This window comes from Pseudomonas sp. JH-2 (assembly GCF_036231725.1).
GTDB lineage: Bacteria > Pseudomonadota > Gammaproteobacteria > Pseudomonadales > Pseudomonadaceae > Pseudomonas > Pseudomonas delhiensis.
Genome location: NZ_JAZAQP010000002.1, coordinates 283563 through 296570, shown reverse-complemented (window position 1 = coordinate 296570; position 13008 = coordinate 283563). Strand labels below are relative to the sequence as shown.

The 13008-nt window shown below is 66.9% G+C and carries 11 protein-coding genes and 1 rRNA gene; 6 read left to right on the top strand and 6 right to left on the bottom strand.

Annotation, left to right across the window (positions count from 1 at the left end):
• Together VV867_RS02820 and VV867_RS02815 are read right to left on the bottom strand one after the other, a co-directional pair.
• A 16S ribosomal RNA gene (locus VV867_RS02820) occupies positions 1-730 on the bottom strand; the annotation flags it as partial.
• A gap of 555 nt (positions 731-1285) precedes the next feature.
• Positions 1286-2596, bottom strand: a complete 1311-nt coding sequence (locus VV867_RS02815) for an MFS transporter (RefSeq protein ID WP_109934332.1) — start codon at positions 2594-2596, stop codon at positions 1286-1288.
• A gap of 268 nt (positions 2597-2864) precedes the next feature.
• On the opposite strand from VV867_RS02815, the gene VV867_RS02810 reads away from it, so the two are divergent.
• Positions 2865-3269 (top strand): acyl-CoA thioesterase, encoded by a 405-nt coding sequence (locus tag VV867_RS02810; protein ID WP_089392471.1) that lies wholly within the window; start codon positions 2865-2867, stop codon positions 3267-3269.
• Positions 3270-3474: 205 nt separating this feature from the next.
• On the opposite strand, the gene betA is transcribed toward VV867_RS02810, so the two are convergent.
• The 3 genes from betA to betI all read right to left on the bottom strand — a co-directional run bounded on the left by betA (position 3475) and on the right by betI (position 7392).
• Positions 3475-5160, bottom strand: a complete 1686-nt coding sequence (betA, locus tag VV867_RS02805) for a choline dehydrogenase (RefSeq protein ID WP_328565573.1) — start codon at positions 5158-5160, stop codon at positions 3475-3477.
• Positions 5161-5278: 118 nt separating this feature from the next.
• Entirely contained in the window at positions 5279-6751 is a 1473-nt protein-coding gene (gene betB / locus VV867_RS02800; RefSeq protein WP_328565572.1) for a betaine-aldehyde dehydrogenase, read from the bottom strand.
• A 47-nt stretch (positions 6752-6798) separates the two neighbouring features.
• Positions 6799-7392: a transcriptional regulator BetI gene (gene betI / locus VV867_RS02795; RefSeq protein ID WP_328565571.1), complete on the bottom strand. Its 594-nt coding sequence runs from the start codon at positions 7390-7392 to the stop codon at positions 6799-6801.
• A gap of 360 nt (positions 7393-7752) precedes the next feature.
• Here betI and VV867_RS02790 point away from each other — a divergent pair, with 360 nt between their 5' ends.
• The 3 genes from VV867_RS02790 to VV867_RS02780 all read left to right on the top strand — a co-directional run bounded on the left by VV867_RS02790 (position 7753) and on the right by VV867_RS02780 (position 10237).
• Positions 7753-9291 (top strand): BCCT family transporter, encoded by a 1539-nt coding sequence (locus tag VV867_RS02790; protein WP_275628207.1) that lies wholly within the window; start codon positions 7753-7755, stop codon positions 9289-9291.
• A gap of 216 nt (positions 9292-9507) precedes the next feature.
• Positions 9508-10068: an HdeD family acid-resistance protein gene (locus VV867_RS02785; protein ID WP_109934337.1), complete on the top strand. Its 561-nt coding sequence runs from the start codon at positions 9508-9510 to the stop codon at positions 10066-10068.
• Positions 10061-10237: a hypothetical protein gene (locus VV867_RS02780; protein WP_275628205.1), complete on the top strand. Its 177-nt coding sequence runs from the start codon at positions 10061-10063 to the stop codon at positions 10235-10237. The genes VV867_RS02785 and VV867_RS02780 overlap by 8 nt, the downstream gene beginning before the upstream one ends.
• Before the next feature lie 22 nt (positions 10238-10259).
• Here VV867_RS02780 and pdxR read toward each other — a convergent pair whose 3' ends face one another.
• Positions 10260-11726: a MocR-like pyridoxine biosynthesis transcription factor PdxR gene (gene pdxR / locus VV867_RS02775; protein ID WP_328565570.1), complete on the bottom strand. Its 1467-nt coding sequence runs from the start codon at positions 11724-11726 to the stop codon at positions 10260-10262.
• A gap of 105 nt (positions 11727-11831) precedes the next feature.
• On the opposite strand from pdxR, the gene VV867_RS02770 reads away from it, so the two are divergent.
• Positions 11832-12281: a GNAT family N-acetyltransferase gene (locus VV867_RS02770; protein ID WP_328565569.1), complete on the top strand. Its 450-nt coding sequence runs from the start codon at positions 11832-11834 to the stop codon at positions 12279-12281.
• 13 nt (positions 12282-12294) lie between these two features.
• Positions 12295-12978 (top strand): GNAT family N-acetyltransferase, encoded by a 684-nt coding sequence (locus VV867_RS02765; protein ID WP_328565568.1) that lies wholly within the window; start codon positions 12295-12297, stop codon positions 12976-12978.
• Positions 12979-13008: the final 30 nt, after the last annotated feature.

Sequence of the window (13008 nt, the reverse complement as noted above, 5' to 3'; positions counted from 1 at the left end):
GGTCGCCTTCGCCACTGGTGTTCCTTCCTATATCTACGCATTTCACCGCTACACAGGAAATTCCACCACCCTCTACCGTACTCTAGTCAGGCAGTTATGGATGCAGTTCCCAGGTTGAGCCCGGGGATTTCACATCCATCTTACCAAACCACCTACGCGCGCTTTACGCCCAGTAATTCCGATTAACGCTTGCACCCTTCGTATTACCGCGGCTGCTGGCACGAAGTTAGCCGGTGCTTATTCTGTTGGTAACGTCAAAACTACAAGGTATTAACTTGCAGCCCTTCCTCCCAACTTAAAGTGCTTTACAATCCGAAGACCTTCTTCACACACGCGGCATGGCTGGATCAGGCTTTCGCCCATTGTCCAATATTCCCCACTGCTGCCTCCCGTAGGAGTCTGGACCGTGTCTCAGTTCCAGTGTGACTGATCATCCTCTCAGACCAGTTACGGATCGTCGCCTAGGTGAGCCATTACCCCACCTACTAGCTAATCCGACCTAGGCTCATCTGATAGCGTGAGGTCCGAAGATCCCCCACTTTCTCCCGTAGGACGTATGCGGTATTAGCGTCCCTTTCGGAACGTTGTCCCCCACTACCAGGCAGATTCCTAGGCATTACTCACCCGTCCGCCGCTGAATCCGGAAGCAAGCTCCCTTCATCCGCTCGACTTGCATGTGTTAGGCCTGCCGCCAGCGTTCAATCTGAGCCATGATCAAACTCTTCAGTTCAATACTGATCGGGTTTTGAGAAAACCCTAAACTTGGCTCAGCAATCGCAAAAAACTCTCGAATTCACGAGTGTTACTTGTGATGCTGATAATCTTGCGATCACCAGTCTTAGCTCACAAGCACCCACACGAATTGCTTGATTCAACTTGTTAAAGAGCAGTGGTTGATTCTTTCGTCTCAACCGAGGCCGCGCATTCTACGCCAACCTCTTATTCCGTCAAGCGTTATTTTCAGAATTTTTCGTTCCTACTCAACCGCTTGCGCTTTCGATCGGCCGAAGCTTCTCGTCAGCGGGAGGCGCATTCTACAGCGTTCAAACTCGCTGTCAAGCACCTCGGCGATCTTCCTTTTCGGCCCACTGCCGGAGCAGCTGTCGAACCGAAAGGCGGCAAGTGAATCACCTGCCTGACCACCACCCTCAACTTCGAACCCGCTTAAGTGCTTGATTTTCAAGCTCTTTCAGCGCTTCGTCGCTGGGAGTGGTGCGCATTATAGGGACTTCAGAATGCCCGTCAACGACTTTTTGAAACTTTTCTGAAAAACCTGTCCGATCGATCAATTGGTGACCAGCGAAGCCCCACTGGCCAGGCGTTCCTGGCGCAGCAGGAAGCAGCCAGTGAGGAAGCCCACCAGGCACAGCGCAGCCACATAGTAGGCGGGGCCCATGGGGTCTTCCTTCATCAGCAGCGCCACCACCATCGGCGTCAGGCCACCGAAGATCGCGTAGGACAGGTTGTAGGAGAAGGACAGGCCGCTGAAACGCACCACCGCCGGGAACGCCTTGACCATGACGTAGGGCACGGCGCCGACGATGCCGACGCACAGGCCGGTCAGTGCATATAAAGGGAAGAGCCAGTCCGGATGGGTCTTCAGGCTGCTGTAGAAGATCCACGAGGTCACGCCCAGCAGCAGGCTGCCGCCGATGAAGGTACGGCCCCCGCCGATGCGGTCGACGATGCGCCCGGCGAGGATGCAGCCGCCGGTGAGGAAGATGATCGCCAGGCTGTTGGCCTTGAGCGCGGTGGCCGCCGGCACGCCGTAGACGCTCTGCAGTACCGAGGGCGTCATGAGGATGACCACGACGATGGCCGCCGACAGCAGCCAGGTGAGCAGCATGGAGATGGCCACCGCCGGACGGTGCTCGCGCACCACCACGCCCAGGGGCACCTCGTCGGCCAGTTGCTTGCGTTGCTGCAGTTCGGCGAACACCGGGGTCTCGTGCAGCCAGCGGCGCAGGTAGACGGAGAACAGGCCGAAGATGCCGCCGAGCAGGAAGGGGATGCGCCAGGCGTAGGCCAGCACTTCCTCGGTGCTATAGAAGCTGTTGATCACCGTGGCCATCAGCGAGCCGATGAGGATGCCCGCGGTCAGCCCCGCGGTGAGGGTGCCGCAGGCGAAGCCGACGTTGCGCGAAGGCACGTGTTCGGAAACGAAGACCCAGGCCCCGGGCACCTCGCCGCCGATGGCCGCGCCCTGCACCACGCGCAGCAGCAACAGCGCCAGCGGCGCCCAGATGCCGATCTGCTCGTAGGTGGGCAGCACGCCCATGAGCAGGGTCGGGACGGACATCATGAAGATGCTCAGGGTGAACATCTTCTTGCGCCCGAGCAGGTCGCCGAAGTGCGCCATGACGATGCCGCCCAGCGGTCGCGCCAGGTAGCCGGCGGCGAACAGGCCGAAGGTCTGCAGCTGGCGCAGCCATTCGGGCATGTCGGCGGGGAAGAACAGCTTGCCCACCACGGTGGCGAAGAAGACGAAGATGATGAAGTCGTAGAACTCCAGGGCACCGCCCAGGGCGGAGAGGGACAGGGTCTTGTAGTCGCTGCGGGTGAGCGGACGGGCGGCTGGGGTATTCGCAGAAGGCATGCAAGGTTTCTCGGCAGGTTGGCGGCGCTGACACGGGATCGCGAACGGCAAACCATGGCAAATGGATACTCGTCAGCGCAACATTGTTATGGGGAATTCTGCGGTCGCTGCCGCAGGCCGGCCTCTATATAATGCCCAAGCCATGTGCGCGGGGCCGATCAGAAAGTTGTCCCAAGTTTCTGTAGGAAGCAACACAAAGCAGGACTCTTGGGAGAGCTTTTCCTTTCGTACCTTGAATCGAGACCGTCGGGGCAAGAGGCCCTTACCTATGATCGAGCTTGAACAAGAAGACCCCATCCCGCAGGGCGACCTGGCACTGCAGATAACCGCGCTGCCGCGCGAGACCAACGGTTTCGGCGATATCTTCGGCGGCTGGCTGGTGTCGCAGATGGACCTGGCCGGCACCGCCATGGCCAGCCGCATCGCCGCCGGCCGCGTGGCCACGGTGGCGATCGACCGCATGGCCTTCCTGGTGCCGGTGGCGGTGGGCGCGCAGCTGTCCTTCTATACCCAGACGCTGGAGGTCGGGCGCAGCTCGATCCGCATGCTGGTGGAGGTGTGGAGCGACGATCCGCTGTCCAGCGAGTGGCGCAAGGTCACCGAGGCGGTGTTCGTGTTCGTGGCCATCGATGGCAGCGGGCGGACTAGGCCGGTGCCGCCGCGGCGGGGGTGAGGGTTTGTCCTCGTTCGGAGTGGTGAATAGCCCCGCTCCATCCTGATATCGCTTTTCCCTCTCCCCAACCCTCTCCCTGAAGGGAGAGGGGGCTTGTCCGCTGCTGGCATGAAGTTCGGCACTAGCCGTCCACCTCTGCCTTGCCTCGATACTCATAAAAGAAAGGCGCCAACTCGTGGCGCCCTCCCCTATTCCTGCTTGGAACTCACGCCCGCATCGGCTTGCCCCGCACCGGTGCGCCGTTGGCCTTGTAGTAGTCCGCGGTGCTGCGCGGCAGCGGCTGGCGGCCGCGGATACGGTCGGCGATCTTCTCGGCGATCATGATGGTGGTGGCGTTGAGGTTGCCGGTGATGATCAGCGGCATGATCGACGCATCCACCACGCGCAGCCCTTCCATGCCGTGCACGCGGCCCTGGCCGTCGACCACCGCCATGTCGTCCTCGCCCATCTTGCACGAGCAGGAGGGGTGGAAGGCGGTTTCGGCGTGTTCGCGGACGAAGGCGTCCAGCTCGGCGTCGCTCTTCTTGTCCAGGCCCGGGCTCAGTTCGCGGCCGCGGTAGGCGTCCAGCGCCGGCTGCGCCATGATCTCGCGGGTGACGCGGATGGCGTCGCGGAACTCCTGCCAGTCCTGCTCGCTGGACATGTAGTTGAAGAGGATGCTCGGGTGCTTGCGCGGGTCGCGCGAGGTCAGCTGGATCCGCCCGCGGCTGGGCGAGCGCATGGAGCCGACGTGGGCCTGGAAGCCATGTTCCTTCACCGCGTTGCTGCCGTTGTAGTTAATCGCCACCGGCAGGAAGTGGTACTGGATGTTCGGCCATTCGAACTCGTCGCGGGTGCGGATGAAGCCGCCGGCCTCGAACTGGTTGCTGGCGCCCAGGCCGCTGCCGAGGAACATCCACTCGGCGCCGATCTGCGGCTGGTTCCACCACTGCAGCGCCGGGTACAGCGACACCGGCTGCTTGCAGGCGTACTGCAGGTACATCTCCAGGTGGTCCTGGAGGTTCTGGCCGACGCCCGGCAGGTCGTGCACCACCTCGATGCCCAGGTCGCGCAACACGGGCGCCGGGCCGACGCCGGAACGCTGCAGCAGTTGCGGCGAGGCGATGGCCCCGGAGCACACCAGCACTTCGCGGCGCGCGCGCACTTCCTTCGGCGTAGTGTCGTCCCCCTGCAGGTAGCTGGCGCCGATGGCGCGCTTGCCGCTGAACAGGATGCGGTCGGTCAGGGCGTGGGTGACGATGGTCAGGTTGGCGCGTTCGCGGGCCTGGTCCAGGTAGCCGCGCGCGGTGCTGGCGCGACGGCCCTGGGGCGTCACGGTGCGGTCCATGGGGCCGAAGCCTTCCTGCTGGTAGCCGTTGAGGTCCTCGGTACGCGGGTAGCCGGCCTGCACGCCGGCCTCGACCATGGCGTGGAACAACGGGTTGTTGCCGGCCTTGGGCGTGGTCACGCTGACCGGGCCGTCGCCGCCGTGGTAGTCGTTGGGGCCGATGTCGCGGGTCTCGGCCTTGCGGAAGTACGGCAGGCAGTCGAGGTAGGCCCAGTCCTCCAGGCCCTTCTCTTTCGCCCAGCCGTCGAAGTCCATGGCGTTGCCGCGGATGTAGCACATGCCGTTGATCAGCGAGGAGCCGCCCAGGCCCTTGCCGCGCCCGCATTCCATGCGGCGGTTGTTCATGTGCGGCTCGGGGTCGGTGAGGTAGGCCCAGTTGTAGCGGCGGCCCTGCAGCGGGTAGGCCAGCGCGGCGGGCATCTGGGTGCGGAAGTCGGCGCGGTAGTCCGGGCCGCCGGCCTCGAGCAGCAGCACGCTGACGTCCGGGTCCTCGGTCAGGCGGGTGGCGAGGACGTTACCGGCGGAACCGGCGCCGATGATGATGTAGTCATATTCCTGGGTCATGCAGGCCTACCTCTTTTTCTGGGCACGACACCGCCCGCGACGCTGGGCGCGCCGGTGTCTGAAGGTCGGAATGGCCGGTCGCTCCGCCGACCGGCCGCTCAGGGCTCGATCGCGGTGGTCAGAACACCGAGGCGTAGTCGCCCAGCTCCACCTGCACGGACTTGATGCGAGTGTAATGAGCCAGGGTGGTCAGGCCGTTCTCGCGACCGACGCCGGATTGCTTGTAGCCGCCCACCGGCATTTCCGCCGGCGACTCGCCCCAGGTGTTGATCCAGCAGATGCCCGCCTCCAGGCGGTGGATCACCCGGTGGGCGCGGGCCAGGTCCTGGGTGACAACGCCGGCGGCCAGGCCGTACTCGGTGTCGTTGGCGCGGCGGATGACTTCTTCCTCGCTGTCGTAGACGAGGATGCTCATCACCGGGCCGAAGATTTCCTCGCGGACGATGGTCATGTCGTCGCGGCAGTCGGTGAACACGGTGGGGGCGACGTAGGCGCCCTTGGCGAATTCGCCTTCGGTGACGCGCTCGCCGCCGCACAGCAGGCGGGCCTTCTGGTCCTTGCCGGCCTGGATGTAGCCGAGCACGCTCTCCATGTGCGCGAAGCTCACCAGCGGGCCGAAGTTGGTGTTCGCATCCTGCGGGCTGCCCAGGCGGATACGCTTCACCCGCTCCAGCACCTTCTCCTCGAAGCGCGCCTGCAGGCCGCGCGGGACGAACACCCGGGTACCGTTGGTGCAGACCTGGCCGGAGCTGAAGAAGTTGGCCATGACGGCGATGTCGGCGGCGCGGTCGAGGTTGGCGTCGTCGAAGATGATCAGCGGCGACTTGCCGCCCAGCTCCATGGTGACTTCCTTGAGCGAGGAACTGGAGGCGCTGGCCATGACCTTCTTGCCGGTGGAGGTGCCGCCGGTGAAGGAGATCTTCTCGATCAGCGGGTGCTCGGTCAACCACTGGCCGACCTCGCGGCCGCTGCCGGTGAGGACGTTGAACACGCCATCGGGCAGGCCGGCCTCGGTGTAGATCTCGGCGAGCTTGAGCACGCTCAGCGGGGTGACTTCGCTGGGCTTGAAGATCATCGCGTTGCCCGCGGCCAGGGCCGGGGCGGATTTCCACAGGGCGATCTGGATCGGGTAGTTCCAGGCACCGATGCCGGCGACCACGCCCAGCGGCTCGCGGCGGGTATAGACGAAGCTGGTCTCGCGCAGCGGGATCTGCTCGCCCTCGATGGCCGGCACCAGGCCGGCGTAGTACTCGAGCACGTCGGCGCCGGTGACGATGTCGACGTAGCGCGTCTCGGCCAGCGGCTTGCCGGTGTCCAGGGTTTCCAGCTCGGCCAGTTCGTCGTTGCGCTGGCGGAGGATGTCCACGGCGCGGCGCAGGATGCGCGAGCGCTGCATGGCGGTCATCGCCGCCCAGACCTTCTGGCCTTCGACGGCGCTGGCGACGGCGCGCTCGACGTCTTCCTTCGAAGCCCGCTGCACCAGGGCGAGGACCTCCCCGTTGGCCGGGTTGACGGTCTCGAAGGTGGCGCCACTGGTGGCCTCCACGTAGCGGCCGCCAATGTAGAGCTTCTGAACGTCGAATCGAGCCATGGGTCGGTTGTCCTCTCTTATGGTTTCAGCACGTAAGGCCGCGCCCGCTATCCGGTGCGCTTGGCCAGTTGTTGGTCGAGATAGTCGTAGGCGATAGCCAGCGCCTGCTCGGTGTCGAAGGCGTCGCCCGAAAGCGCGCCGCGCAGCCACAGGCCGTCGATCAGCGCGGCCAGGCCACGGGCGGCGCTGCGCGCCTGGCGCAGCGGCAGCTCGCGGCGGAACTGCCAGCACAGGTTGGAATACAGCCTGTGGTCGTTGATCCGCTGCAGCCGGCGCAGGGACGGCTGGTGCATGCTGCTGGCCCAGAACGCCAGCCAGGTCTTCATGGCCGGGCCGTTGACCTGGCTGTTGTCGAAGTTGCCGGCGACGATCGCCCGCAGGTGGGCACGCGGATCGTCGGTTCGCAGGCTAGCGCGGCGTTCGCGCACGGCCTTGCTCAAAGCCGACATCAGATGCCGCATCGTCGCCTCCAGGAGGCCGTTCTTGTCCTGGAAGTAGTGGCTGATGATGCCGTTGGAGACCCCCGCCAGGCGGGCGATCAGGGCGATGCTGGCGTCGCTCATGCCGACCTGGTCCACGGCCTCGAGGGTGGCGTGGATCAGTTGCGAACGGCGAATCGGCTGCATACCGACCTTGGGCATTGGTTTCTCTCCTCACGCGGGACGTGGCTGTGCCGTCCGGCGTCAATGTGGGCCAGTCTATTTTGTTTTTATTGAACGTTCAATCAACTAAGAATAAGCTGCGCTCCGTGAACCCTCCCGAGCCCTTGCGTGCAAGCGGGCCCGAGCCGTTCATCACCGCGCCGCTCTCCAATGGCCAAGGATCGCAGAATCCCGGCCGGAAGTGTCGCGGCGGCAATGCTGTGTCTGTGGTTCGCGGCCCGTCGCCGTGCCTCGCGCACTGTCGCCGGCCGCCATGCGTTCACTGCCATGGGATCCCCCTGAAAAATGAGTTCTGCTTCGCCAAGAAAAACAAACGAGCAGGCCCGTCTGAACCCGATCGTGTTCTTCGGCTCCACCGCCCTGATCCTGGTTCTGACCGCCATCCTGATCTTCTTCCCGGACAGCGCCGGCGCCGCCCTGGCCCGTACCCAGGCCTGGCTGTCGCACAGCTTCGGCTGGTACTACATGCTGGCCATCGGGGCCTACCTGTTCTTCGTCGCCTGGGTCGCCTTCTCGCGCTATGGCACGCTGAAGCTCGGCGCCGACCATGAGAAGCCCGACTTCAGCTACGGCGCCTGGGCCGGCATGCTGTTCTCCTCGGGGATCGGCATCTCGCTGCTGTACTTCGCCGCCTCCGAGCCCATCGACCACCTCTACCACCCGCCCGAGGGCGTGGCCGGCAGCCCGCAGGCGGCGCGCCAGGCATTGCAGCTGACCTTCCTGCACTGGGGCCTGCACGGCTGGGCGATCTACGCCCTGGTCGGCCTGGCCGTGGGCTACTTCGCCTATCGCCACCGCCAGCCGCTGGCGTTGCGCTCGGCGCTGCTGCCGATCCTCGGCGAGCGCTGGGTGAAGGGCGGCGCCGGCCACGCGGTGGATATCTTCGGCATCTTCGTCACCCTGCTGGGCCTGGTCACCAACCTGGGCATCGGCGCGCTGCAGGTGTCCTCCGGCCTGGAATACCTGGCCGGCATGGAACATTCGAAGACCACGCTGCTGATCGTGCTGCTGGTGATGAGCCTGGTGGCCACCCTGGCGGCGGTCTCGGGCATCGAGAAAGGCATCCGCCGGCTGTCCAACCTGAACATCGTGCTGTTCAGCTCGCTGCTGGTGTTCGTGCTGGTCTGCGGCTCCACCCTGGAGCTGCTCAACGGCTTCGTGCAGAACCTGGGCGACTACCTCAACGGCCTGGTCCTCAAGACCTTCGACCTCTACGTCTACACCGGCGGCAGCGCCGCCAGGAGCGAGGAATGGCTGGGCCTGTGGACCCTGTTCTACTGGGCCTGGTGGATTTCCTGGGCGCCCTTCGTGGGCATGTTCGTGGCGCGCATCTCCCGCGGGCGCACCGTGCGCGAGCTGGTCTGCGGCGTGCTGTTGATCCCCCTGGGCTTCACCCTGGCCTGGCTCTCGGTATTCGGCAACAGCGCCCTGGACCTGGTGATGAACCACGGCGCCGCCGACCTCGGCAAGGCCGCCCTGGAGCAGCCGTCGATGTCGATCTACCTGCTGCTGGAGCACTACCCCTTCGCCAAGGTGGTGATCGGCGTGTCGATCTTCGTCGGCTTCGTGCTCTTCCTCACCCCGGCGGACTCCGGCTCGGTGATGCTGGCCAACCTGTCCCGCGAGGGCGGCGACCTGGACGAGGACGCGCCGAACTGGCTGCGCATCCTCTGGTCGGCGATCGTCACCCTGGTGACCATCGGCCTGCTGTTCGCCGGCAACTTCACCGCCATGCAGACGGTGGTGGTGCTGGCCGGGCTGCCCTTCTCGGCGGTGCTGATCCTGTTCATGTTCGGCCTGCACAAGGCCATGCGCGCCGACTACGAGCGGTTGCACGGCCCGCGGCCGGAAGCCGGCGGCGAGCTGGCCGCCGGCTGATCCGCGGCTCCCCGGTGGCGTCCCGCCCGACGCCGCCCGCCTGCCCCGGCAGGCCCTTTCGCCCGGCCCCGCGCCGGGCTTTTCTTTTTGCCCGGCTCTTCGTAGGGGCGAGCTTGCTCGCGAAAGGGCGGGGTTCGCGAGCAAGCTCGCTCCTACGAAAAGCGTCCACGGGCACGGGGCTGCTATGGTTTCTGGCGAACCCCGCTGGAGAACCCCATGAACGATCATCCCCTGTGGCAAGCCCTGGGCCGGCACTGGAAATGGATCGCCCTGCGCGGCGTCGCCGCCGTGCTGTTCGGCATCCTGGCCATCGCCTGGCCGGGCATCGCCCTCACCGTGCTGGTCATCGTCTGGGGCGCCTACGCCTTCGTCGATGGCGTCTTCACCCTGATCGCCGCGGCCAGCATGCGCGAGTCGCAACGGCCGATCTGGCCGCTGTGGCTGGTCGGCGCCCTGGGCGTGCTGGCCGGGCTGGTGGCCTTCTTCTGGCCGGCGCTGACGGCGCTGGGCCTGCTGATGCTGATCGCCGGCTGGGCGCTGGCCACCGGCGTGCTGCAGATCGTCGCCGCCTTCCGCCTGCGCAAGAGCCTGGCCAACGAATGGTGGCTGGGCCTGTCGGGGGCGCTGTCGGTGCTGTTCGGCGTGCTGATGATCGCCAACCCCGGCGCCGGCGCGGTGGCGGTGGTCTGGGTGATCGGCGCCTATGCGCTGTTCTTCGGCGTACTGCTGATCCTGCTCGCGCTGCGCCTGCGCAAGACCTCGACCTTCGATGCCTGAAGCGCGCGACTGGTGCCTGTGGCGGCTGGACGACAACGGCAACCGCTTCGTCGTGCGCCGCGGCCTGAGCCGCGACGAGGCCGAGGCCCTGGCCCTGGAGTACCAGGGCCGCGGGCACAAGCAGACCTACTGGGCCGAGCGCGAGGAAAAGCCCCCGGGCTCTTCGTAGGATCGAAGGGGGCGCCTAGCTCCTACGAAAGCGGAAGTTTCCAGGCCTTGCGCAAGGCCTTCAGGGCCTCGGCGATACGCGCCTCGGGCACCGCGGCGAAGCCCATGACCAGGCCGGCGCGCTCGTCTTCGGGCTCCGTCGATTCGGGCAGCCAGTAGTCGCTCAGCGCGTTGACCTCCACCCCGGCCTGCAGCGCGCGCTCCACCAGCCAGCACTCGCGCTCGCGGCTTTCCACCCGCACGCACAGGTGCAGCCCCGCCTCCACCGGCGGCATGGGCGCGCAGCCGGGCACCTCGGGCCAGCCGCGCAGCAGGGCGTCGCGCCGTGCCCGGGCGGCCCGGCGCATGCGCCGCACATGGCGCTGGAAGTGGCCTTCGGCGATGAAGTCGGCCATCACCCGCTGGGTGCCGACCTCCGAATGCCGCACGTCGAGGGCGCGGCGGCGGGCGAAGGCCTCGGCCAGGGCCGGCGGCACCACCAGGTAGCCCAGGCGCAGGGCGGGGAAGGCGATCTTGCAGAAGGTGCCGACGTAGAGCACGCGCTGCTGGCGGTCGAGCGCCGCCAGGGGCATCAGCGGGGTGCCGGCGTAGCGGTACTCGCCGTCGTAGTCGTCCTCGACTATCCAGCCGCCGCTGCGCTCGGCCCATTCCAGCAGGGCCAGGCGCCGCGCCAGCGACAGGGTGACGCCGGTGGGGTACTGGTGCGAGGGGGTGAGGTAGACCAGCCGGCAATCCGGCAGCTCGCGCAGCAGGTCGGTGCGCAGGCCCTCGGCGTCCACCGCCACCCCGTGCAGGTGCGCGCCGGCGGTGGCGAAGGCATGGCCGGCGGCGCGGTAGCCGGGGTTCTCGATGGCCACGTGGTCGCCCGCGGCGAGCAGCACCTGAGCGCACAGGGCGATGGCCTGCTGCGCGCCGCTGGTGACTATCACCTGCCCCGCCTCGCAATGCAGGCCACGCGCGCTACGCAGGTAGGCGGCGATCAGCTCGCGCAGGCGCCATTCGCCGGCGGCGTCGCCGTAGCCCAGGCAGTCCGCCGGCGGGTCGCGCCAGAAGCGCGCCTGCAGGCGCGCCCAGGTCTCGAAAGGGAACAGGTCGAAGGCCGGCACGCCGACGCGGAAGGCCCTGGGCGCACCGCTCGGCGGCCTGGGCAGGTGGTGCCGCTGCAGGCGCTCCAGCGCCGCCACCTCGGGCACCTTGCCCGGTTGCGGGGCGGGCGCGCAGCGCGGCTGCACGCGTTCGGCGACGTAGGTGCCGTCGCCGGTGCGGCCCTCGATGTAGCCCTCGGCGTAGAGCTGCTCGTAGGCGCGCACCACGGTGTTGCGCGACACCCCCAGGGCGGCGGCCAGGTCGCGGCTGGCCGGCAGCCGCGAGCGCGCGCCGAGGCGGCCGTCAAGGATGCGTTCGCGCAGCGCCTGGAACAGCTGCTGGCCCAGCCCCCTGGCAGGGTCCAGGCGGATGCCGGACGGGTCGAAAGGCAGCGGGGCGTTCATGGCGGGCTCCGGAAATGGCTCCTCGAATTGGACCATGAATGGCTCTTTAGCGGAACCAATTCCCGATCTAGTCTGGCACCAGACCCCAAGGACAAAGGCCACCCCATGACCGCACCGCTCGAGATCGCCTCCGTCACCGCCGACGACCACTCCGCCTGGCTGCCGCTCTGGCAGGGCTACCAGCGCTTCTACAAGACCGTGATAGACGAGGCCACCAGCGCCCTGACCTGGCAGCGCTTCCTCGACCCCGCCGAACCCATGCACGCGGCGCTGGCCTGGCGCGACGGCAAGGCCATCGGCATGGTCCACTACATCTTCCACCGCTCCTGCTGGACCCAGGGCGACTACGTGTACCTGCAGGACCTCTACGTCGCCGAGGGCCTGCGCGGCGGCGGCATCGGCCGCGAGCTGATCGAGCACGTCTACGTCATGGCGCGCGCCGCCGGCGCCTCGCGGGTGCACTGGCTGACCCACGAGACCAACACCGACGCCATGCACCTGTACGACCGGATCGCCGACCGCTCCGGCTTCGTCCAGTACCGCAAGATCCTCTGACCGGAGCACCGCCATGACCGACTCGCAACCCGCCCTGCACTGGCAGCCGGTGCCCGCCCCGGCCCGGGAAACCCTGGAAGGCCGCTACCTGGCCCTGGAGCCGCTGGACGCCGCGCGCCACGGCGATGACCTGTGGGAAGCCCTGCAGGGCCCGGAATCCGACCCCGTGCTGTGGGACTACCTGCCCTACGGCCCCTTCCCCGAGCGCGCCGCCTTCGACGCCTGGATCGCCGGCAACGCCGCCAGCGCCGACCCGCAGTTCTACGCCGTGCGCGAGCGCAGCAGCGGCCGCGTCACCGGCCTGCTGAGCTTCCTGCGCATCACCCCGAAGGACGGGGTGATCGAGATCGGCCACATCGCCTTCGGCCGCGTCATGCAGCGCAGCCCGGCCTCCACCGAGGCGGTGTACCTGCTGGCCAGGCGCGCCTTCGAGCTGGGCTACCGGCGCCTGGAGTGGAAGTGCAACTCGCGCAACGCGCGCTCCATGCGCGCCGCCGAGCGCCTGGGCTTCGTCTACGAGGGCACCTTCCGCCAGCACATGGTGATCAAGGACCACAACCGCGACAGCGCCTGGTTCTCCATCCTCGACAGCGAATGGCCGGTGCGCCAGGCGGCCTTCGAGGCCTGGCTCGACGCGGCCAACTTCGACGCGCAGGGGCGCCAGCGGCGCAGCCTGGAAAGCCTGCGCCAGGGCTGAAAAAAGCCGTTTCGGGGAACTGCCCGGCCG